The sequence below is a fragment of the Pseudomonas sp. 58 R 3 genome, assembly GCF_900006605.1.
GTDB classification, from domain to species: domain Bacteria; phylum Pseudomonadota; class Gammaproteobacteria; order Pseudomonadales; family Pseudomonadaceae; genus Aquipseudomonas; species Aquipseudomonas salomonii.
In genome coordinates this window covers 220,667-242,033 of sequence record NZ_CVTT01000052.1, presented here as the reverse complement: position 1 = coordinate 242,033, position 21,367 = coordinate 220,667, and the positions used below count along the sequence as shown (strand labels likewise).

At 62.6% G+C, this 21,367-nt stretch carries 15 protein-coding genes; 9 read left to right on the top strand and 6 right to left on the bottom strand.

All coding sequences use genetic code 11. The features are described 5' to 3' along the window. The first annotated feature begins 1 nt into the window (after window position 1). The 4 genes from BFP92_RS14940 (at window position 2) to BFP92_RS14925 (ending at window position 9,263) form a co-directional block, all read left to right on the top strand. On the top strand, window positions 2-1,336 hold the full coding sequence (locus tag BFP92_RS14940) for a TolC family outer membrane protein (RefSeq protein ID WP_065930092.1): 1,335 nt from the start codon (window positions 2-4) through the stop codon (window positions 1,334-1,336). 30 nt (window positions 1,337-1,366) lie between these two features. Further along, window positions 1,367-4,324 (top strand): autotransporter serine peptidase EprS, encoded by a 2,958-nt coding sequence (locus BFP92_RS14935; RefSeq protein ID WP_065930091.1) that lies wholly within the window; start codon window positions 1,367-1,369, stop codon window positions 4,322-4,324. 169 nt (window positions 4,325-4,493) lie between these two features. Continuing rightward, complete coding sequence (locus BFP92_RS14930; RefSeq protein ID WP_065930090.1) at window positions 4,494-7,601, top strand: autotransporter outer membrane beta-barrel domain-containing protein; 3,108 nt, start codon at window positions 4,494-4,496, stop codon at window positions 7,599-7,601. Window positions 7,602-7,832: 231 nt separating this feature from the next. Beyond that, window positions 7,833-9,263 carry a polyurethane esterase gene (locus BFP92_RS14925; protein ID WP_065930089.1) on the top strand — a complete coding sequence of 477 codons (1,431 nt, stop codon included), beginning with the start codon at window positions 7,833-7,835 and terminating at the stop codon, window positions 9,261-9,263. Here the strand turns inward: BFP92_RS14925 and BFP92_RS30450 are convergent, their stop codons facing one another. Then, on the bottom strand, window positions 9,264-9,527 hold the full coding sequence (locus BFP92_RS30450; protein WP_239694269.1) for a hypothetical protein: 264 nt from the start codon (window positions 9,525-9,527) through the stop codon (window positions 9,264-9,266). It abuts the gene before it with no gap. A gap of 316 nt (window positions 9,528-9,843) precedes the next feature. Continuing rightward, window positions 9,844-10,068, bottom strand: coding sequence for a YgdI/YgdR family lipoprotein (locus BFP92_RS14920; protein ID WP_017135598.1), 225 nt, complete (start codon window positions 10,066-10,068; stop codon window positions 9,844-9,846). 187 nt (window positions 10,069-10,255) lie between these two features. Between BFP92_RS14920 and BFP92_RS14915 the strand changes: the two genes are divergently transcribed. Then, window positions 10,256-11,899 carry a VRR-NUC domain-containing protein gene (locus BFP92_RS14915; protein ID WP_065930088.1) on the top strand — a complete coding sequence of 548 codons (1,644 nt, stop codon included), beginning with the start codon at window positions 10,256-10,258 and terminating at the stop codon, window positions 11,897-11,899. After that, window positions 11,896-14,145, top strand: coding sequence for an ATP-dependent DNA helicase (locus BFP92_RS14910; protein WP_065930087.1), 2,250 nt, complete (start codon window positions 11,896-11,898; stop codon window positions 14,143-14,145). Before BFP92_RS14915 ends, BFP92_RS14910 begins: the two co-directional genes overlap by 4 nt. Window positions 14,146-14,289: 144 nt before the next feature. Here the strand turns inward: BFP92_RS14910 and BFP92_RS14905 are convergent, their stop codons facing one another. Further along, a complete protein-coding gene (locus BFP92_RS14905) occupies window positions 14,290-15,756 on the bottom strand; it encodes a sensor histidine kinase (RefSeq protein WP_065930086.1) in 1,467 nt (488 codons plus the stop codon). Further along, window positions 15,753-16,463, bottom strand: coding sequence for a response regulator transcription factor (locus BFP92_RS14900; RefSeq protein WP_065930085.1), 711 nt, complete (start codon window positions 16,461-16,463; stop codon window positions 15,753-15,755). The genes BFP92_RS14905 and BFP92_RS14900 overlap by 4 nt, the downstream gene beginning before the upstream one ends. Before the next feature lie 140 nt (window positions 16,464-16,603). Here BFP92_RS14900 and msrB point away from each other — a divergent pair, with 140 nt between their 5' ends. From msrB to msrA, 3 genes are all read left to right on the top strand, one after another. Continuing rightward, window positions 16,604-17,104, top strand: a complete 501-nt coding sequence (msrB, locus tag BFP92_RS14895) for a peptide-methionine (R)-S-oxide reductase MsrB (protein ID WP_065930084.1) — start codon at window positions 16,604-16,606, stop codon at window positions 17,102-17,104. Between the two features lie 38 nt (window positions 17,105-17,142). Continuing rightward, window positions 17,143-18,903 (top strand): cytochrome c biogenesis protein DipZ, encoded by a 1,761-nt coding sequence (locus BFP92_RS14890; RefSeq protein WP_065930083.1) that lies wholly within the window; start codon window positions 17,143-17,145, stop codon window positions 18,901-18,903. A gap of 156 nt (window positions 18,904-19,059) precedes the next feature. Further along, the gene (gene msrA / locus BFP92_RS14885) at window positions 19,060-19,755 is read left to right on the top strand and encodes a peptide-methionine (S)-S-oxide reductase MsrA (RefSeq protein WP_065930082.1); all 696 of its coding nucleotides are present in this window, start codon (window positions 19,060-19,062) and stop codon (window positions 19,753-19,755) included. Window positions 19,756-19,877: 122 nt separating this feature from the next. On the opposite strand, the gene BFP92_RS14880 is transcribed toward msrA, so the two are convergent. Beyond that, a complete protein-coding gene (locus tag BFP92_RS14880; RefSeq protein WP_065930081.1) occupies window positions 19,878-20,306 on the bottom strand; it encodes a nuclear transport factor 2 family protein in 429 nt (142 codons plus the stop codon). A 108-nt stretch (window positions 20,307-20,414) separates the two neighbouring features. Further along, entirely contained in the window at window positions 20,415-21,365 is a 951-nt protein-coding gene (locus BFP92_RS14875) for an alpha-E domain-containing protein (RefSeq protein ID WP_065930080.1), read from the bottom strand. Window positions 21,366-21,367 lie beyond the last annotated feature (2 nt).

Here is a 21,367-nt window from a genome sequence, read left to right as displayed (position 1 = left end):
CATGCGCGTTGTGTTCATCACCTTACTGTTGAGCTGCACCAGTGCCCACGCCGCCATGGGCCCGTTTGATGTGTACGAGCAGGCATTGCGTAACGATCCGGTGTTCCTCGGCGCCATCAAGGAGCGCGACGCCGGCCTGGAAAACCGCACCATCGGCCGTGCCGGGCTGTTGCCGCGCCTGTCGTACAACTACAACAAGGGCCGCAACAATTCCGAAGCGCACCTGCCGGACGGGCGCGGCGGCAGTTACCGCGACGACCGCAACTACAACAGCTACGGCTCGACCTTCAGCCTGCAACAACCCTTGTTCGACTACGAAGCCTACGCCAACTACCGCAAGGGCGTGGCCCAGGCGCTGTTTGCCGATGAGAGCTTTCGCGACAAGAGCCAGGCGTTGCTGGTGCGGGTGCTGAGCTATTACACCCAGGCGCTGTTTGCCCAGGACCAGATCGACATCGCGCGCGCCAAGAAAAAGGCCTACGAGCAGCAGTTCCAGCAGAACCAGCACCTGTTCCAACAGGGCGAAGGCACGCGCACCGATATTCTCGAAGCCGAGTCGCGCTATGAGCTGGCCACCGCCGAAGAGATCCAGGCGCTGGATGAGCAGGACGCGTCGTTGCGCGAGTTGGGGGCGTTGATCGGCGTGCAAAGCGTCGACATCCACGACCTGGCGCCGCTGAACCAGAGCTTTGCCGCCTTCACCCTGACCCCGGCCAACTACGACACCTGGCATGAATTGGCGCTGAGCAATAACCCCACGCTGGCGTCGCAACGCCAGGCCGTGGAAGTTGCGCGTTATGAAGTGGAGCGCAACCGCGCCGGGCATTTGCCCAAGATCACCGCGTATGCCAGCGCGCGCAAACAGGAGTCCGACAGCGGCAACACCTACAACCAGCGCTACGACACCAACACCATCGGCGTCGAAGTCAGCCTGCCGTTGTATGCCGGTGGCGGTATCTCTGCCTCCACCCGTCAGGCCAGCCGTGGCATGGAACAGGCCGAGTACGAGCTGGAAGGCAAAACCCGTGAAACCCTGATCGAACTGCGCCGCCAGTTCAGTGCGTGCCTGTCGGGCGTGAGCAAACTGCGTGCGTACCAAAAGGCGCTGACCTCGGCCGAGGCGCTGGTGGTGTCGACCAAGCAAAGCATCCTCGGCGGCGAGCGGGTCAACCTCGACGCGCTGAACGCCGAGCAGCAGCTGTACAGCACCCGTCGCGACCTGGCCCAGGCGCGTTACGACTACCTGATGGCCTGGACCAAATTGCACTACTACGCGGGCAACTTGCGTGACACCGACCTGGCGAAAGTCGATGAGGCCTTCGGCCCGGTGAAATGAGCATCCATAAGAAGAATAAGGAGGGGTCAGATGATCACCCATTCACCACGTTTCAAACCGTTTACCGCAGGCTCGTTACTCCTGTTGTCCGTTGCGGCGCAGGCGGCCTACACCGAAACCGGCCAAGCGGGTAACCCGGCCAGTTGGCGCTCCGCCGAATTCCAGAGTGACTGGGGCCTGGGGCGCATGAAGGCCGACGAAGCCTATGCAGCCGGCATTACCGGCAACGGGGTCAAAGTCGGCGCGCTGGACTCGGGTTTTGACCCCAACCACCCCGAAGCCTCCAAAGACCGCTACCACGCGGTCAGCGCCAGCGGCACGTATGTGGATGGCAGCGCGTTCAGCACCACCGGCGCACTCAACCCCAACAACGATTCCCATGGCACCCATGTCACCGGCACCATGGGCGCGGCCCGTGATGGCGTGGGCATGCACGGCGTGGCGTACAACGCGCAAATCTACGTGGGCAATACCAACGCCAACGACAGCTTCCTGTTTGGCCCGACCCCGGACCCCAAGTATTTCAAGGCGGTGTACACCGCGCTGGTGGATTCCGGCGTGCGCGCCATCAACAACAGCTGGGGCAGCCAGCCCAAGGATGTCAGCTACCAGACCCTCGGCGACCTGCATGCGGCCTATGCCCAACATTACAACCGGGGCACCTGGCTGGATGCCGCCGCGGATGTGGCCAAGGCTGGCGTGATCAATGTGTTCAGCGCCGGCAACAGCGGGTATGCAAATGCCAGCGTGCGCTCGGCCTTGCCGTATTTCCAGCCGGAACTGGAAGGCCACTGGCTGGCGGTATCCGGCCTGGATAAGGCCAATAACCAGAAATACAACAAGTGCGGGATTGCCAAGTACTGGTGCATTTCCACGCCCGGCGCACTGATCAACAGCACCATTCCCGACGGCGGTTACGGGGTCAAATCCGGCACCTCGATGTCGGCACCCCATGCCACCGGCGCGCTGGCGCTGGTGATGGAGCGCTACCCGTACATGACCAACGAGCAGGCGTTGCAGGTGCTGTTGACCACCGCCACGCAGCTCGACGGCGCTGTCACTCAGGCACCGAATACCATCGTCGGCTGGGGCGTGCCGGACCTCAGCCGGGCCATGCACGGGCCGGGGCAATTGCTCGGCGCAATGAACGTCAACTTGGCGGCCGGGCAGGGTGATGTATGGAGCAATGGCGTCTCCGACCAAGCGTTGGTCCAGCGCCAGGCCGAAGACCGCGCCGAACACAGCGCTTGGCAGCAAACCCTGATCGACAAGGGCTGGCAGAACGGCGTGGGCGCGAATGCCAGCCAACAGGACCAGACCGATTACGCCGTTGGCACTGCCCGCGATCAGGCCGCGGCCAACCGCGTGTATGAAGGCAGCCTGATCAAATCCGGCGCCGGCAGCCTGGTGCTCAGCGGCGACAGCACGTATCGCGGTGCAACCAGCGTCAATGGCGGCCTGCTGGCGGTCAATGGTTCGCTGACCTCAGCGGTGACGGTCAACAACAGTGGCACCCTCGGCGGTTCCGGGCGCATCGGCGCCTTGAACGTCAACAGCGGCGGCACCGTGGCACCGGGCAATTCCGTGGGCACCTTGCAGGTGGCCGGTGATGTGAACCTGGGCGCAGGCTCCACCTATGCGGTGGAACTGACGCCCACTAGCAGCGACCGCATCGTCGCAGGCGGCAAAGCCGTGCTGGGCGGCGGCACCGTGACCCTGGCACTGGAAAACAGCCCGACACTGCTTAGCCAGAGCCAGGTGCAAAGCCTGATCGGCCGCCAGTACAGCATCCTGCAGGCGGCGGGCGGCATTCAGGGCCAGTTTGGCCAGGTGCTGCCCAATTACCTGTTCCTCGGCGGCAGCCTCGATTACGCCGCCAACGGCGTGCAGTTGGACGTGGGGCGCAACAACGCTGCGTTCGCCAGCGTTGCCGCCACGCGCAACCAGCGCAATGTCGCGACGGCGGCCGAGCAACTGGGCGCCGGCAACCCGGTGTATGAAAGCCTGTTGCAGTCGGACTCGGTGGCCACGGCCCGCCAGGGTTTGCAGCAACTGTCGGGTGAGATCTACCCGGCGATTGGCGCGATGCTGATCAACGACAGCCTGCAACTGCGCGATGCCGTGGGCGAACGCCTGCGCCATGTGCCGGTAAGCGGCGAAAGCAACCTGTGGCTCAAGGCGCTTGGCGCCTGGGGCAAGACCGACAGCCGCAGCGAAACGGCAGGCTCGACCACCTCGATTGGCGGTTTGCTCGCCGGTGTGGACGGCGCTTTGGACGAGCAGACCCGCGTGGGTGTGGTGGCCGGCTACAGCGACAGCTCGCTGAACATGGGCAGTGGCACCCATTCATCGGCGTCTATCGACAGTTACCACTTGGGTGCTTACGCCGGGCGTGAACTGGGCGACTGGCGCGTCAGCGTGGGCGGCGCCTACAGCTGGCACCGCGGCGACGTAAAGCGTGACCTGCAATACGGCGAAGTCAGCGGCAAGCAAAAGACCAGGCTGGATGCGCGCACGGCGCAGTTGTTCACTGAAGCTGCCTACCGCATTCACCTGCAACCGCTGGCGCTGGAGCCGTTCGCCAACCTGGCCTATGTGCACCTGGACAGTGATTCCTTTCATGAAAAAGGCGCTGCGGCGGCGCTTGAACGTGGCAGCGATCGGCGCGATGCGGTGCTCAGCACCCTCGGCGTGCGGGCCTTGAAAACCGTGCCACTGAACGACCATCAACAGCTGGAGCTGTCCGGTTCGCTGGGCTGGCAGCACAGCCTGACGGCGGTGGAATCCGAAGAACACTTGGCGTTTGTCGCCGGCGGGCCGTCCTTTGCCGTGCGCAGTTCACCCTTGCTGCGCGATGCCGCGCTGGTCGGTGTGCAGGCCAGCCTGGCGCTGAGCAAGGCCACGCGGGTCAACCTGGATTACAACGGCCAGTTGGGCGGGAGCGCGAAAACCCAAGGCGTGGGGCTGAGCCTGAACTGGCAGTTCTAAAAACACCGCAGCGATGATCGTTCCCACGCTCCGCGTGGGAATGCCTCGTGTGACGCTCTGCGTCACGCTTTGGACGCAGAGCGTCCTGGGCTGCATTCCCACGCGGAGCGTGGGAACGATCGGGTTGGATTTCCAAAAAAGTGCAATAAGAAAACTAAGGAAGGTCACCGTGAACAAACGCAAACCAGGGTTAATGATCGCCACTCACACAGGCCCGAGCTACCCGCTCAAGGCTTTGAGCTGCGTGCCATACGGCGCGTTGCTGTGCTGCCTGGCAAGTCTGGGGACCGCCCAGGCCGCACCCTATGTGGAAACCGGCAAACTGGGCGATGCCGCCAGTTGGCGCAGCAACGAGTTCAAGGCCGACTGGGGCCTGGGCGCCATCCATTCAGACACCGCGTATGCCGCCGGCTACACCGGCAAAGGCGTCAAACTGGGCATCTTTGACCAGCCGGTGTATGCGCAGCACCCGGAATTCGCCAGCCCCAACAAGGTGGTGACGATTGTCACCGAAGGCATCCGCCAATACACCGACCCGTATATCCCGGTGAAGGCCGGCGATGCGTTCCGCTATGACGGCACGCCGTCCAAGGACTCCAACGGCAAGCTGGGTAACCACGGCACCCACGTCGGCGGGATTGCCGCCGGTAACCGTGACGGCGGGCCGATGCACGGCGTGGCGTTCAATGCGCAAATCCTCAGCGCCGAAAACGGCGACCCAGGCCCGGAAGACGGGATCATCCTCGGTAACGACGGTGCGGTGTACAAGGCCGGCTGGGACGGGCTGGTGGCCAGCGGCGCACGCATCATCAACAACAGCTGGGGCATCGGCATTGGCGATCAATACGCCAAGGGCGGCCGCGATCCGGCGTTCCCCAACTTCACGGTCAATGAAGCCCAGGCGCAGTTCAACAATATCCGGCCGATCCTCGGCACTATCGCCGGCGGCGCCTACCAAGGCGCAATCGATGCCGCCCGCAGCGGCGTGCTGACCATCTTTGCTGCCGGTAACGACTACAACCGCAACAACCCGGACGCGATGTCGGGCCTGGCGTACTTTGTGCCGGAGATCGCGCCGAACTGGCTGTCGGTAGCGGCCTTGCAGCAAAACCCGGACACCGCGAGTGCCAACCCGTACGTGATCAGCACCTTCTCGTCGCGCTGCGGTTATGCGGCAAGCTTTTGTGTGTCGGCGCCCGGCACCAAGATCTTCAGTTCGATCATCAACGGCACCGACCTGAGCAACCTGACCAGCGATTGGGCCAACAAAAACGGCACCTCCATGGCGGCGCCCCATGTGGCCGGCGCAGCGGCGGTGCTGATGGAGCGCTTCCCCTATATGAGCGGCGAGCAGGTCGCCACGGTGCTTAAAACCACCGCCACCGACCTTGGCGCGCCGGGCATCGACGCGTTGTATGGCTGGGGCATGATCAACCTGGGCAAAGCCGTCAACGGGCCAGCAATGTTCGTCACCGCCGAGGATATTCCTGCTGAGTTCCGTATCGACGGCGCCTACGGCGGCAGGCAGTTTGTCGCCGACTTGCCAGGCATCGGCGCCGTGGTGGACGCCGGCAAACCGACCCAGCGTCTGTGCACCGACGTGCATTGCGGCCTGGATGTATGGAGCAATGCCATTTCCGGCCATGGCGGCCTGACCAAGCAAGGCATCGGTACGCTGGTGCTGAGCGGCACCAACACCTACAGCGGGCCGACCCTGGTCAACCAGGGCTTGCTGGCGATTAATGGTTCGGTCACGTCCGACGTTACCGTCAGCCAGACCGGTGTGCTCGCAGGCTCCGGCCGTATCGGCTCGTTGACCGCCAAAAGCGGCGGCACCGTGGCGCCGGGTAACTCCATCGGCACCTTGAATGTGGCGGGCAACGTGACCTTTGACGCGGGTTCGACCTACGCGGTGGAGCTGTCGCCCACCAGCAGCGACCGCATCGTTGCCGGCGGCACCGCCACGCTCAATGGCGGCACCGTGACCCTGGCCCTGGAAAACAGCCCGACACTGCTGACTAACGCCCAGGCACAAAGCCTGATCGGCCGCCAGTACAACATCCTGCAAGCCGCAGGCGGTATTACCGGCAGCTTCGGCGCGGTGCTGCCCAACTACCTGTTTATCGGCGGCACCCTCAACTATGCCGCCAACGGCGTGCAGCTGGACGTGGCGCGCACCAACAGCTTCGCCAGTGTGGCGGTCACGCCGAACCAGCGTGCGGTCGCAGCAGCGGCGGACCAGTTGGGCGCCGGCAATGCGGTGTATGAAAGCCTGTTGCTGGCGCCGAATGCGGCCTCGGCCCAGGGCGCGTTCCAGCAGCTCTCCGGCGAAATCTACCCGGCGCTGCAAAGTGCGTTGATCAACGACAGCCGCTACGTGCGCGAAGCCGTGGGCGAACGCCTGCGCCATGGCGAGATGGGCGCCGGCAGCGACACCCTCGACAGCCGTGGCAACGTGTGGGTCAAGGCCTTGGGCGCATGGGGCAAAACCGACAGCCGCAGTGACACCGCGGGCTACACCACGTCGCTTGGCGGCATGCTCGCCGGCGTGGATGGCGCGCTGGATGAGTCGACGCGTATCGGCTTGGTTGCCGGCTACAGCGACACCTCGTTGAACATGGGCAACGACACCCACTCCCGTGCCTCGGTCGACAGCTACCACTTCGGTGCCTATGCCGGGCATGAGATCGGCGCCTTGCGCCTGAGCGGTGGGGCGACCTACAGCTGGCATCGTGGCGATGTAAAGCGTGACCTGCAATACGGCGACGTGGCCGGCAAGCAGAAGGTCAAAGTCGATGCGAGCAGCACCCAGGTGTTTGGTGAAGCGGCCTACCGCGTCAACCTGCAACCGCTGGCCCTGGAGCCGTTCGCCAACCTGGCCTATGTGCATCTGAACACTGATGGGTTCACCGAAAAGGGTGACGCCGCCGCGCTCAAAGGCCACGACGATACGCGCGATGTGGTGTTGAGCACCCTGGGCGTGCGCGCCTTGAAGACCTTCAACGTGAACGATCACCAGCAACTGGACGTGTCCGGCACCCTGGGCTGGCAGCACAACCTGAGCAGCACCGATTCCGAGCGGCACCTGGCGTTTGCCTCGGGCGGCCCGGCGTTCGCAGTGGAAAGTGCGCCGATGGTGCGTGATGCCGCATTGGTCGGTGCGCGGGTCAGCCTGGCGTTGAGCAAGGATGCGCGGGTGAATTTTGATTACAACGGCCTGCTGGCCAGCAAGGACAAGGTCCACGGGGTGGGGTTGAGCCTCGATTGGGCGTTCTAAAGGGGGACGACACTTCTTAAAGTGAGGACCGGATTTATGTGGGAGCGGGCTTGCTCGCGAAAGCGGTGTATCAGTTAACCGATTCATTGGCTGAACCACCGCATTCGCGAGCAAGTCGAATCGTCGCACCGCCGCTCCCACATTTGGATCGCGGGAGATCAGATAGAGCTGCTCCATAGCCACACGTGTTTTTCGCTTTCTCTACAAATCCAACAACAGAGAGGCACTACCATGGGTATCTTTGACTATAAAAACCTCGGCACCGAGGGCTCCAAAACGCTGTTCGCCGATGCCATGGCGATCACGCTGTATTCCTACCACAACCTGGATAACGGCTTTGCCGTGGGTTACCAGCACAATGGCCTGGGGCTTGGCTTGCCGGCCACGTTGGTGGGGGCGCTGCTCGGCAGCACGGATTCACAAGGTGTGATTCCCGGCATTCCCTGGAACCCCGACTCGGAAAAAGCTGCGCTTGCGGCGGTGCAAAAAGCCGGCTGGACGCCCATCAGCGCCAGCGCCCTGGGCTATGGCGGCAAGGTCGATGCGCGCGGCACCTTCTTTGGCGAAAAGGCCGGCTACACCACGGCCCAGGTCGAGGTGCTGGGCAAGTACGATGACGCCGGCAAACTGCTCGAAATCGGCATCGGCTTTCGTGGCACCTCAGGGCCACGGGAAAGCCTGATCACCGACTCCATCGGCGACGTGATCAGCGACCTGCTGGCGGCCTTTGGCCCCAAGGATTATGCCAAGAACTACGCGGGCGAAGCCTTTGGCGGCTTGCTCAAAAATGTCGCCGACTATGCCGGTGCCCATGGCCTGAGCGGCAAGGACGTGGTGGTCAGCGGCCACAGCCTGGGCGGGCTGGCCGTCAACAGCATGGCGGATTTAAGCAACAACAAATGGTCGGGGTTCTACAAGGACGCCAACTACGTGGCCTATGCCTCACCGACCCAGAGCGCCGGCGATAAAGTGCTGAACATCGGCTACGAAAACGACCCGGTGTTCCGCGCGCTTGACGGCTCATCCTTCAACTTGTCGTCCCTGGGCGTGCACGACAAACCCCACGAGTCGACCACCGACAATATCGTCAGCTTCAACGACCACTACGCGTCGACGTTGTGGAATATCCTGCCGTTTTCCATCGTCAACCTGCCGACCTGGGTCTCGCATTTGCCCACCGGTTATGGCGACGGCATGACGCGCATTCTCGAGTCCGGCTTCTACGACCAGATGACCCGCGACTCCACGGTGATTGTCGCCAACCTGTCCGACCCGGCGCGGGCCACCACCTGGGTGCAGGACCTCAACCGCAATGCCGAACCGCACAAGGGCAATACCTTCATCATCGGCAGCCACGGCAATGACCTGATCCAGGGCGGCAAAGGCGCAGACTTTATCGAAGGCGGCCAAGGCAATGACACGATCCGCGACAACAGTGGGCATAACACCTTCCTGTTCAGCGGCCATTTTGGCAATGATCGGGTGATCGGCTACCAAACCACGGACAAGCTGGTGTTCCAGAATGTGGAAGGCAGCAACGACCTGCGCGACCATGCCAAAGTGGTCGGTGCCGACACGGTGCTGACCTTTGGCGCCGACTCGGTGACCCTGGTCGGCGTCGGGCACGGCGGCCTGTGGGCGGACGGCGTCAGCATCGGCTGATCAATGCCAGTGTTGCCCCCGCCAGCCACCGCCCCAATACGGCCGGTGGGGGTAGCCGTAGCCATAGCTGTAAACATGATGGGGATAGTAGTAAGGCCGTGGGGCGTAACCCCAGTGCCCGTAATAAACCGGCGGCGGCGGAGGAGCGACCACGATGACCCGCGGCGGCTGACGGATGATGAGGGTGTCGGCAAACGTCGGTGCACTGGTTAGGGCCGCCAGGCTCAGGGGGATGAGTAACAGCGCGCGTGTCGTACGGGACATGAGTGCCATGGCCGTCTTTCTCCGTTCTACCGCCTTCGAAGATGAAGGCGGCTTATCGGTTAAACGCCGGGTTGGCGAAAATCCTTCGGTAAATAAATCTTCATCGATCAGCGGCGCAGCGCTGCGACGGGGTCGGCAGGCCTCACGCGTACTGATCGTTCCCACGCTCTGCGTGGGAATGCCTCTTGTGACGCTCTGCGTCACGCCTTGGGACGCGGAGCGTCCTGGGCTGCATTCCCACGCGCAGCGTGGAAACGATCAAGCAGGCAAGAAAAAGCCCCGCATGGCGGGGCTTTTCATGTTCAGGCGTTTGCTTTCACTTTTCGCTGCGTACCGTGGCTACGTCATCAGCCTTGATGCGGATGTGCTTGCCGGCGATGTCGGTGAATTCATAGAACCCATCGGCTGTCTTGGTCTTGGGGGTGTCCTTGGTCAAATACTGCGTGCCATTTTGCAATGTCACTACGGTTTGCGTGGAGCAACCGGCCATCAGCAGAAAAGTGAGTGCAACCAGCGGCAGACCCAAATTCTTCATGTTCATTACCCTTACCTTTAACCCTGAAAAGTCCCGCGCCTGAGGCTTCGGGCCACAAATGTTACGCCATCAACTGTCCTATCTGATCACTTTTATACAAAAAGTTGCGTGGGCCATTTATCTATTACTGATTGCAACAGCCCGCCACTGGCGGCACTCTGTATGCATAACCAGTATTTGATCAGTGCGCGACATGGCCAACCCCCTCGACGACCCCTTGTATTACCTGCATAACTTCCGCCAAGTACTGCTGTGGCTGGGGCAGCGTTATGCCGATTTGCTCGACCCGGACGAAATGCAGTTTATTCAGCAATTTGACAGGTTGCCGCAGCCGTCCCAGGCGTTATTGGTGCGCATGGTGATGCGCAAAGGGGTGCATTTTCGCGGGAGCAAGCTCAATTACCTGGAAATCGGCTGCACCCACACGGCGGCGCTGGCGCTGGTGCAGCAGGGCTGGGTCGAAAACCTGAGCCCGGTGAGTGTTGATGAGCTGTTCGCGCTGCTGCAAAAAAGCGAAATCCTCGCCGCCTTCGCGCCCTGGATTGACCAGCCCAAAGGCAAGAAGGCCGACTGGCTGCAAGGGCTGGCGGCGCAGTTCCCTGAGTCACGCAGCTTTGCCCAGTGGTGCCCCAAGCTGAGCGACACGCTCTACAGCCTCACCGTGATGGACCTGTGCGACCGCCTGCGGCTGATGTTCTTCGGCAACCTGCACCAGGACTGGTCGGAGTTCGTGCTGGCGGACCTGGGCATCTACACCTACGAAAAAGTCGAGTTCTGCGCCGAGTCCCGTGGCTTGCGTAGCCGTGACGATGTGCACGGTTTTCTGTTCCTGCACCAATGCCAGCAAGCCTTCGAAGCCGGGCAGGCGTTGGACGAGGTACTGGCGCAGATCGTGCGGCTGGCCACCGACAACCCGTGGCTGGAAAAGCGCCGGGCTAAATTGCTGTTCCAGATCGGCCAATATTGCGAGCGCAGTGCCGAGCTGGAATTGGCGGCGCAGATCTACCGTGATTGCGCCTATCCCGGCGCGCGCTCGCGCTTGATTCGCGTGCTCGAACGCCAGGAGGATTACGCGCAAGCCATGGCCCTGGCGTGTGCGGCGCAGCAAGCACCGCAAAGCGCTGCCGAACAGCAACACCTGCTGCGCGTGCTGCCACGCCTGCGGCGCAAGCTCGGCGAGCCGGCGCTGCCCAAGGTCAAGCCGCGTGAGGTCACGCGCCTGGACCTGGCGCTGGTGCAGGCGCCGCTGATGTCGGTGGAATCCTGCGTGCAGGCGCATTTGAGTGAGCCCGATGCGCCGGTGCATTACGTCGAAAACGGGTTGATCAATTCGCTGTTCGGGCTGTTGTGCTGGGAGGCGATTTTCGCGCCGCTGCCGGGGTCGTTTTTTCACCCGTTCCAGCGTGGGCCGGTGGACCTGCACAGCGAGGACTTTCACCAACGTCGCGCAGCGTTGTTCGCCGCCTGCTTCGAACAGCTCACGGATGAGCGTTACAAAACCACCATCCGCCAGCGCTACGTCGACAAATGGGGCATCCAGTCGCCATTCGTGTTTTGGAACCTGCTCAGCGAAGAGCTGCTGGAACAGGCCCTGACCTGCCTGCCGGCTGAACACCTGCGTTACTGGTTTGAACGCCTGCTGCTGGATATCCGCGCCAACCGCGCCGGCATGCCGGACCTGATCCAGTTCTGGCCGGCGCAAAAGAGCTACCGCATGATCGAAGTCAAAGGCCCCGGCGACCGCCTGCAGGACAACCAGCTGCGCTGGCTGGAGTTCTGCGGCGAGTACCAGATGCCGGTCACCGTCTGTTATGTGCGCTGGGCGCAAACCGCTTGAGCTACAACGTTGCGGTGCGCGCGCTGTGCGAGTTCACGGCCAAGGTCGGCGACCTGGACCTGCGCTTTACGCCGTCGCCCAGCGCCCAGGAAGGCATCATCGGCCATCGCACCGTAGCCTCGCGCCGCAGCGCCCATTACCAGAATGAAGTGGCGCTGGAAGGCGAGTACCAGCAGCTCAAGGTGCGGGGCAGGGCAGACGGCTACGACCCGGACAGCAATCGCCTGGAAGAGGTCAAAACCTATCGCGGCGACCTCGATGCCCAGCCCGCCAACCACCGCCAATTGCATTGGGCACAGGTCAAGGTGTACGGCTGGCTGATGTGCCACAAACTCGGCCTGCAAGCGATCGACCTGGCGCTGGTGTACTTCGATATTGTCGGCGAAGGCGAGACCTTGCTGAACCAGCGTTTTCAAGCGGCCGACCTTGAGCAGTTCTTCAACCGGCAATGTGCGCTGTTCCTCGGCTGGGCTCACCAGGAAATGTTGCACCGCGAGGCGCGCAACCATGCCGCCCAGGCCCTGGCGTTTCCCCATGCCGCGTTTCGTACCGGCCAGCGTGCATTGGCCGAGTCGGTCTACAAGGCCGTCAGCACCGGCCGTTGTCTGATGGCCCAGGCGCCTACCGGGATTGGCAAGACCGTCGGCACGATCTTTCCGATGCTCAAGGCGTTGGCGCCGCAGCAGCTGGACAAGGTGTTTTTCCTCACCGCCAAGACCCCCGGCCGCAAGCTGGCCCTCGACGCCGCGCACGTGCTCTACACCAGCAGCCCCGACTTGCCGTTGCGCGTGCTTGAACTGGTGGCGCGCGACAAGGCCTGCGAGCACCTGGACAAAGCCTGCCATGGGGATTCCTGCCCGTTGGCCAAGGGCTTTTATGATCGCTTGCCGGCGGCACGCGTGGCAGCGTCCAAGGTGCGCCTGCTGGACCAGCGCAACCTGCGCGAGGTGGCATTGGCCCATGAGGTGTGCCCGTATTACCTGAGCCAGGAAATGGCACGCTGGGCCGACCTGGTGGTCGCCGACTACAACTATTATTTTGACTTCGGCGCCATGCTGTTCGGCCTGGCCCAGTTGAACCAATGGCGCGCCGCCGTGCTGGTGGACGAGGCCCACAACCTGGTGGAGCGCGCCCGCTCGATGTACAGCGCCAGCCTCGACCAGTACAGCCTCAAGACCCTGCGCGACAGCGCCCCGCAGCCGCTGAAAAAACCTTTGCAGCGCCTGAACCGCGAATGGAACGCCGTGAACAAGGACCAGCTCGCGCCGTACCAGGCTTACGCCGGCAAACCCGACAAATGGCTCCAGGCCTTGAGCCTGTGCAGCAGCGCCATGGGCGATTATTTCAACGACCACCCCGAAGCCCTCAGCGGCGACCTGCAAGCCTTCTATTTCGAGGCGCTGCAGTTTGCCAAGGTGGCGGAGCTGTTCAATGAACACTTCATCTTTGATATCAGCAAGCGCCAGTTCGGCAAGCACAGCGCCTCGACCCTGTGCCTGCGCAATGTGGTGCCCGCCGAATTCATCCGCCCCAGGTTGACCGCCGCCCGCAGCAGTGTGCTGTTCTCCGCGACCTTAAGCCCACGCCACTATTACGCCGACTTGCTCGGTTTGCCTGGGGATACCGCGTGGATCGATGTGGAGTCGCCGTTCCAGGCCGAGCAACTGCAGGTGCGCATCATTGATGCCATCTCCACGCGTTTTGTGCATCGCCAAGCCTCCCTGGCGCCGATTGTCGAGTTGATTGCCGAGCAGTTTGCCAAGCAGCCGGGCAACTACCTGGCGTTTTTCTCAAGTTTTGATTACCTGCAACAGGTGGCGCAGTTGATGGCCGAGCGGCACCCGCAGATTGCGCTGTGGTTGCAGTCACGCGGCATGGCCGAGGCCGAGCGCCAAGGGTTTCTGGACCAGTTCACCCAGCACAGCCGGGGCATCGGCTTTGCGGTGCTGGGCGGCGCGTTTGGCGAAGGCATCGATTTGCCCGGCACACGCTTGATCGGCGCGTTTATCGCCACACTGGGCTTGCCGCAGCTCAACCCGGTCAACGAGCAGATGAAAGCGCGCATGGGCGCGATTTTCGGCGCGGGTTACGACTACACCTATTTGTACCCCGGCATTCAAAAGGTCGTGCAGGCGGCAGGCAGGGTAATCCGCAGCCAGCAGGATCGGGGCGTGGTGATGTTGATCGATGACCGCTTTGGCGAAGCCCGTGTGCGGCAGTTGTTGCCGCGCTGGTGGGCGGTGTAAGGGATGTAACGGCTGGAACATTAGTTCAGGCCGAATTCGGTGGAAAATGTGGGAGCTGGCTTGCCTGTGATGCAGACACCTCGGTGTGTCAGGTACACCGAGTTGATGCTATCGCAGGCAAGCCAGCTCCCACAGGAAAGCCAGTCAACGCACGGATGCGCGGGTTTCCAGGGAGAACCTGAAGGTTGCACCGTGCCCAGGGCGTTCCACCAACTGGATGCTGCGCCCATGCAATTGCAGAATGCGGTGCACGATGCGCAGGCCCAAGCCGCCATCGCGGCGTGCGCCGCCGATGGTGAACGCGCGCAGGAACAAGCCTTCGCGCAGCTCGGCATCGATTCCCGGGCCGCTGTCGCTGACGATGACCGCCACGGCACCGGCCTCGGGGGCCAGGATCACCTCGACTTCGCCATTCACCGGCGTATGGCGCAGCGCATTGTCCAGCAGGTTGGTGAGTACCCGCTCGATCAACCCCAGGTCGGCCAACACCGTCGGCACTTTGGGCGGTAGCGTGGCGGTGAGGGTAATGGCGCGGGCTTCGGCGGTGAGTTCGAACTTCTGGAAGATGTCCTGCACCAGATCCGGCAGCGAAAAGCCCTCAATCACCGGCTGCACAAAACCATGCTCCAGGCGCACCAGCTCCAGCAGTGACTGGGCCAGCCCGCCGACTTTGCGGCTCTGGTCCAAGGCGATGCCGAGGTAGCGCCGGCGTTCTTCGGGGCTCAGGCTCGCGTCCTTGAGGGACAGGGTTTCCAGGTAGCCATGCAAGGATGCCAGTGGTGTGCGCAGGTCGTGGGAAATATTGGCGACCATCTCGCGGCGTTCCTGATCCTGGTGGGTAATGGCGCGCCATTGTTCGCCCAGGCGGTTTTGCATCTGCACGAAGGCGTGATCGAGCACCGCGATTTCATCGCCGCTGTCGAGTTCGGGAACCGTCGTTTCGGCGGCTTTCGGCGCGCCGTTAATGTCGAACCGGCCGACCTTGTCGGTCAGTTGACGCAGTGGCCGGGTGATCCAGGCAAAGGCAAGCAGGCCAGCCATCAGGCACAGCAGGGCGATCAGGCCGATGGACCACAGGGCGATCTTCAAGGCCATGCCGGTGGCGTCCTTGGCGTCGTACACATCATGGGCTTCGCCCAGCAGCACCACGTACAGAAAACCGGTTTGCTGGCCGCTGGCCTTGAGCGGCGCAGCGCTGAACACTTTGCGCCCGTCGACGCTGCGCGGGTCGTCGCCAAGGATCGGCAGCATGGCGCCGCTGAGAAAGCGCCGAACCGGCGCGAGGTCCACATGGTCACGCAGCAAATGCCCGCTGGGGGCGGCGTTACCGACCACGCGGCCGTCGATATCAAGCAGGTACACCTCGACACTTGGGTTTACCAGCATCAATTGGCTGAACAGGTTGCGCACGGCATCCGGCTTGAGGCCGTCGGCGTCCATCAGTTGGGTGTCGCGGGCAATGTGCGCCGCCAAGTCGCGGGACAGACCTTGCACCACTTCCAGTTCATGCATGTGGTTGGAGCGCACCTGCAGCCAGGCCGAGGTGCCGCTGCAGATCACCAGCAACACGGCAAACACCACCGACAGGCGTTGGGTCAGGGTCAGCTTCATGGCGCGCTCTCGGCGAATTTGTAGCCACGGCCCCACACCGTGAGGATGCGCGCCGGGTTGGCCGGGTCGACCTCGACCTTGGCGCGCAGCCGGTTGATATGGGTGTTCACGGTGTGCTCATAGCCTTCGTGGCTGTAGCCCCACACCGCGTTGAGCAGGTCCATGCGCGAAAAGACTGTGCCGGGCTGGCGGGCAAAGAAGTACAGCAGGTCGAATTCCCGCGGCGTGAGGTCCAGGCGCTGGCCTTGCAGGGTGGCGTCACGGGTCAGCGGGTTGATGAACAACGCGCCCAGCTCAAGGCTGCCGGCGTCCATCTTCAGGTTGCGCGCCATGGCGTCGACCCGGCGCAACAGGGCCTTGACCCGTGCCACCAGCTCCGGCATCGAGAACGGCTTGGCCAAGTAGTCGTCGGCGCCCAGCTCCAGGCCGAGGATGCGGTGCAGCTCGCTGGAGCGTGCGCTGGTGATGATGATCGGTGTATAGCGCGCCATGGCGCGGGCGCGGCGGCAGATTTCCAGGCCATCGACGCCGGGCAGCATCAGGTCGAGGATCAGCGCATCCCAGCCACCTTGCTCGAGCAGGCCCAGGCCTTCGGTGCCGTCGGCGCTGTGCACCACCTCGAACTGCTCGTCGCGCAGGTGCAGGCAGATCAAGTCGGCAATATGGGCATCGTCCTCGACCACCAGGACACGTTTGGGCTGATCCATAACAGAAAACCTTTGCTTGTAGTCCGCGCATTGTGCGGGTTTTGACACAGTGTAGTTATCACGAATTGTTTAACTCTGCGTGAGGATTTCGCGACCGTCCAAGGCTCAGGATGGCGACATTGCTCATTGAGGAGAACGCCATGTACTCACGTCGACAAATGCTGCTGGCCGGTGGTGGCCTGGGCGTCGCCGTCTTGGCCGGAGGCCTGCTGAAACAGCTGAACATGGTCACCGAGGTCGAAGCGGCCGAGACCTTTGAGGTCAACCACACCCAAGCCCAGTGGCGCAGCGTGCTGACGGCCGAGCAATTCGACGTGCTGCGTGAGGAGGGCACCGAACGCCCTTACAGCAGCGCACTCAATGATGAACACCGTGCCGGCACCTTTGCCTGTGCCGGTTGCGCATTGCCGCTGTTCTCCTCGACCACCAAGTTTGACAGCCACACCGGCTGGCCAAGCTTCTGGCAGCCGCTGGACAACGCGGTCGCCAGCCATGTCGACACTGCCTATGGCGTGGTGCGCAAGGAAATCCACTGCTGCCGTTGCGGTGGCCATCAAGGCCACGTATTTGACGACGGCCCGGCGCCTACCGGGCTGCGCTATTGCATGAATGGCGTCGCCATGACGTTTACGGCGGCTTAAGCCGATGTCTATTTTTAATTCGTATAAGGGTCGATCCCATGTGGCTGCTGGTTCTCGCGTATCTGGGCGGCGTGCTGACAATTGTCAGCCCGTGCATCCTGCCTGTTCTGCCTTTTGTCTTCGCTCGCACCGGGCAGCCGTTTATGCGCAGTGGCTTGCCGCTGTTAGCGGGGATGGCGGTGACATTCGCCCTGGTGGCCTCACTGGCTGCGGTGGGCGGCGGTTGGGTGGTGCAAGTCAATCAATACGGGCGTTGGCTCGCGTTGCTGTGCGTTGCCCTGTTCGGGCTCACGCTGTTGCTGCCGCACCTGTCGGAGCGCCTGACGCGGCCCTTGGTGGCCGCCGGCAGTCGCTTGTCGGAAGCCGCCGGGGCCGATGCCAAACCGCGTCCGGGCGCGTCGTTCCTGATCGGCGTGGCCACCGGTTTGCTCTGGGCACCCTGCGCCGGGCCCATTTTGGGGCTGGTGCTGACCGGCGCCGCGCTGCAAGGGGCCAGCATCGGCACTACCTTGCTCTTGCTGGCTTACGCCGCCGGGGCTGCCACCTCCCTGGCCCTGGCCTTGCTGGTCGGCGGTAAAGTCTTTGGCTTGATGAAAAAATCCCTCGGCGCCGGTGAATGGCTGCGCCGTGGCCTGGGTGCGCTGATGCTGGCCGGTGTGGCTGCCATCGCCCTGGGCCTGGACACGGGCGTGCTGTCACGCTTGTCGACCGCCTCAACCGGCGGCCTGGAACAAAGCCTGGTGGATCAATTGAGCGCCAAGCCCGCACAGAAGAGCGGGGCGATGATGGCCGGTGGCGCCATGATGGCGGCGGCCAACCACAGCGACACACTGCCGATCGAAGGCACGCTGCCGCCGCTGGAGGGCGCGGTGCAATGGCTTAACAGCCCGCCGCTGACGGCCGAGGCCCTTAAGGGCAAAGTGGTGCTGGTGGATTTCTGGACCTACTCCTGCATCAACTGCCTGCGCACCTTGCCGTACGTCAAAGCCTGGGCCGAGAAATACAAAGACCAGGGTTTGGTGGTGATCGGCGTACACGCCCCGGAGTTTGCCTTTGAACGCGATGTGAATAACGTCACCAAGGCCATGAAAGACCTGGGCATCACCTACCCGGTGGCGATCGACAACAACTACAAGATCTGGCGCGCCTTCAACAACCAATACTGGCCGGCGCATTACTTCGCCGATGCCAAGGGCCAGATTCGTTATCACCACTTCGGTGAAGGCGACTACGCCGAGTCGGAGCGGGTGATTCAGCAACTGCTGCGTGAGGCCGGTGCAAGCCACGTCGCCGGTGGCTTGATCGAGGCTGATGCCAAGGGTGTGCAGCAGGCGCCGGACATGAACGAGGTGCAATCGCCGGAAACCTACCTGGGCTTTCAGCGTGCGGAAAATTTCGTCACTGCCGGCACCTTAGGCACCGACAAAGTCGTGAATTACCCGGCGGCCGGCCACCTGGCCCTGAACAACTGGACCCTGGAAGGCCCATGGAATGTCGGCGGCCAGCAAGCCACCCTCGACCAGGCCGGTGGGCGTGTGGTTTACCGCTTTCATGCCCGTGACCTGCACCTGGTGCTGGGGCCTGGCGCCGATGGCAAGCCGGTGCGCTTTAAGGTGACGATTGATGGCCAGGCGCCCGGCGATGCTCATGGCACCGATGTGGCGCCGGATGGCAGTGGCACGGTGACCGAGCAGCGTCTGTACCAGTTGGTGCGTCAGCCAGCCGGCGTTAAAGACCGCACGTTCAGCATCGAATTTCTCGACCCGCATGTGTCGGCGTATGCCTTCACCTTCGGCTAAGCCTGACATGAAGTGATAACCCAATCAGTGTGGGAGCGGGCTTGCTCGCGAAAGCGTTCGATCTGCCAAAGCTTTTGTGACTGTTGGACCGCATTCGCGAGCAAGCCCGCTCCCACATTTTGGCCCTGTTTATTCAGTTGCATTGGAGTGAATGTGATGAAGCTGCTCAAATTTTTACCCGCGCTGGCCTTCGCCGCTTTCGTCGGCCAAAGCTCGGCGTTCTCCTTCGGTGGTGCCGATGACGCGGTGATGATCGCACCACCGGCCATGGACCTGCCCGCCGAGTCCGACAACCTGCAAACCGCGGTGTTCGCCGGTGGTTGCTTCTGGGGTGTGCAAGGCGTGTTCCAGCATGTGCAAGGCGTGAAAAACGCCGTGTCCGGCTATGACGGCGGCGCGGCAAACACGGCCCAGTACGAGTCGGTCAGCGACGGCGATACCGGCCACGCCGAGTCGGTGTCGGTGACTTACGACCCAAGCAAAGTCAGTTACGGCAAGCTGTTGCAGATCTACTTCTCGGTGGCCCATAACCCCACTGAACTGAACCGCCAGGGCCCGGACAGCGGCACCCAGTACCGTTCGGAAATTTTCGCGCAAAATGCCGAACAGCAAAAAGTCGCCCAGGCCTATATCGCCCAGTTGGACGCCGCCAAAGCCTTCGACAAGCCGATCGTGACCCTGGTCGAGACGGGCAAGACGTTTTATCCGGCGGAGTCCTATCACCAGGACTTTCTGACCGAGAACCCGTCTTACCCTTACATCGTAATCAATGATTTGCCCAAGGTGGCGCAACTCAAGAAACTGTTCCCCGACCAGTACCGCGCCGAGCCGGTATTAGTCAAAAACCAATAACCACCCGGACTGATCGTTCCCACGCTCTGCGTGGGAATGCAGCCCAGGACGCTCCGCGTCCCAAGACGTGAAGCTCCGCGTCACAAGAGGCATTCCCACGCGGAGCGTGGGAACGATCGTCATCAGGATTTGGCCTTGGCCAGGTACGGCGCCAGCCGGCGGCCCATCTCTTCACCCAGTGCCTGCAGCCCACTCAAGGGGCGCACCATCACTTCAAACTCGACGATCTGCCCCTGTTCGTTGAAGCGAATCATATCGATGCCCTTGAGCTGTTTTTCGCCCACGCGTGCGCTGAACTCCAGCACCACGTTAAGCCCGTCGGCACTCGCCAGTTCACGGTGATAGGCGAAATCCTCGAACACCTTGATCACCGTGTTGAGAATCATCGACACCACCGGCGCGCCGGGGTAGGGCGTGTGGGCCATGGGCGAGCGGAATACCGCGTCAGGCGCGAGCAGTTCGGGCAGGGCGGTGAGGTCGCGAGTGGCCAGCATGGCGTGCCAGCGTTGCAGGGTGTGGGCGGCGGCGGGATTCAGGTGGAGTTCGGACATGGGCTGTACCTGTTCTTATGTTGGGAAGGTCGTTCACCTGCCCAACATAAGAGCGGCACTCAAGCAGGGTCAATCACCCGAATTGACAGATAAGTAACCCGAATGCACTCACACCACTTCCAGGTAGGAGCTGTGAATCGCCCGCGCCAGTTCGCGCACGGTGTCGATAAAGTCCGTGAGCCGACTGTGCAAGCCGTCCTCCAGGATCTCATCGATGCCGGTATAGCGCAGGCGCGCTTCGAACTCGGCCGCCAGGCGCTGGGCTGTGCGCCCGTAACTGCCGGGCAAATCGGCGAGGATATGGCTCAACTCCTCGATGCACGCATGCAGTGAGCGAGGTACATCACTGCGTAACAGCAGCAGCTGCGAAACCGAGCGCGCATTCAGCGCATTCGGGTACAGCTCGGTATAGGCTTCGAACGATGAAAGCGCACGGAGCAGGGCGCTCCACTGGTAGTAGCCGCGTGCCGAAAGGTCGCTGACTTCCTCCGATTCCTCGCCAAACATCTCGTAGCGCGCATCCAGCAGGCGCAAGGTGTTGTCCGCACGCTCGACAAAGGTGCCCAGGCGAATAAACCGGTAGGCGTCATTGCGCATGATGGTGCCGGAGGTGGCCCCGCGAAACAGGTGTGAGCGCTGTTTGACCCAGTCACAGAAGTGGCTGATGCCATGGCGCGCCAGGCCGCCGGCGGCGATGCTGCGCATTTCCAGCCAGGTGGCGTTGAGGTTTTCCCACATGTCGGCGGTGATGCGCCCGCGTACGGCGTGGGCATTGCCACGGGCCGCGCGCAGGCAGTTGTAGATGCTGGCCGGGTTTTCTTCGTCGAGGGCGAAGAAGTGCAGCATGCGTTCGGCGTCCAGTTGTTTATGGCGTTCGAGGTAGCTGTCCAGCGTGCCGCTGCTGAGCAGCGACATGGCCAGTTCATCCAGCCCGTCACTGCGCCCGGCCTGGGGCATCAACGACAGCGAATAACTGACTTCCAACATGCGCGCCAGGTTCTCGGCACGTTCCAGGTAACGGGACATCCAGTACAGATCTGCGGCGGTTCTACTCAACATAC

Excerpts from the sequence above, each read along its gene's own strand:
- BFP92_RS14900 (WP_065930085.1), bottom strand. The coding sequence starts at position 16,463 with ATGGATCAGCCCAAACGTGTCCTGGTGGTCGAGGACGATGCCCATATT.
- BFP92_RS30450 (WP_239694269.1), bottom strand. The coding sequence starts at position 9,527 with ATGTCCCGTACGACACGCGCGCTGTTACTCATCCCCCTGAGCCTGGCG.
- BFP92_RS14925 (WP_065930089.1), top strand. The coding sequence starts at position 7,833 with ATGGGTATCTTTGACTATAAAAACCTCGGCACCGAGGGCTCCAAAACG.
- BFP92_RS14905 (WP_065930086.1), bottom strand. The coding sequence starts at position 15,756 with ATGAAGCTGACCCTGACCCAACGCCTGTCGGTGGTGTTTGCCGTGTTG.
- BFP92_RS14920 (WP_017135598.1), bottom strand. The coding sequence starts at position 10,068 with ATGAACATGAAGAATTTGGGTCTGCCGCTGGTTGCACTCACTTTTCTG.
- BFP92_RS14880 (WP_065930081.1), bottom strand. The coding sequence starts at position 20,306 with ATGTCCGAACTCCACCTGAATCCCGCCGCCGCCCACACCCTGCAACGC.
- BFP92_RS14875 (WP_065930080.1), bottom strand. The coding sequence starts at position 21,365 with ATGTTGAGTAGAACCGCCGCAGATCTGTACTGGATGTCCCGTTACCTG.
- BFP92_RS14940 (WP_065930092.1), top strand. The coding sequence starts at position 2 with ATGCGCGTTGTGTTCATCACCTTACTGTTGAGCTGCACCAGTGCCCAC.
- BFP92_RS14890 (WP_065930083.1), top strand. The coding sequence starts at position 17,143 with ATGTGGCTGCTGGTTCTCGCGTATCTGGGCGGCGTGCTGACAATTGTC.
- BFP92_RS14915 (WP_065930088.1), top strand. The coding sequence starts at position 10,256 with ATGGCCAACCCCCTCGACGACCCCTTGTATTACCTGCATAACTTCCGC.
- msrB (WP_065930084.1), top strand. The coding sequence starts at position 16,604 with ATGTACTCACGTCGACAAATGCTGCTGGCCGGTGGTGGCCTGGGCGTC.
- BFP92_RS14935 (WP_065930091.1), top strand. The coding sequence starts at position 1,367 with ATGATCACCCATTCACCACGTTTCAAACCGTTTACCGCAGGCTCGTTA.
- msrA (WP_065930082.1), top strand. The coding sequence starts at position 19,060 with ATGAAGCTGCTCAAATTTTTACCCGCGCTGGCCTTCGCCGCTTTCGTC.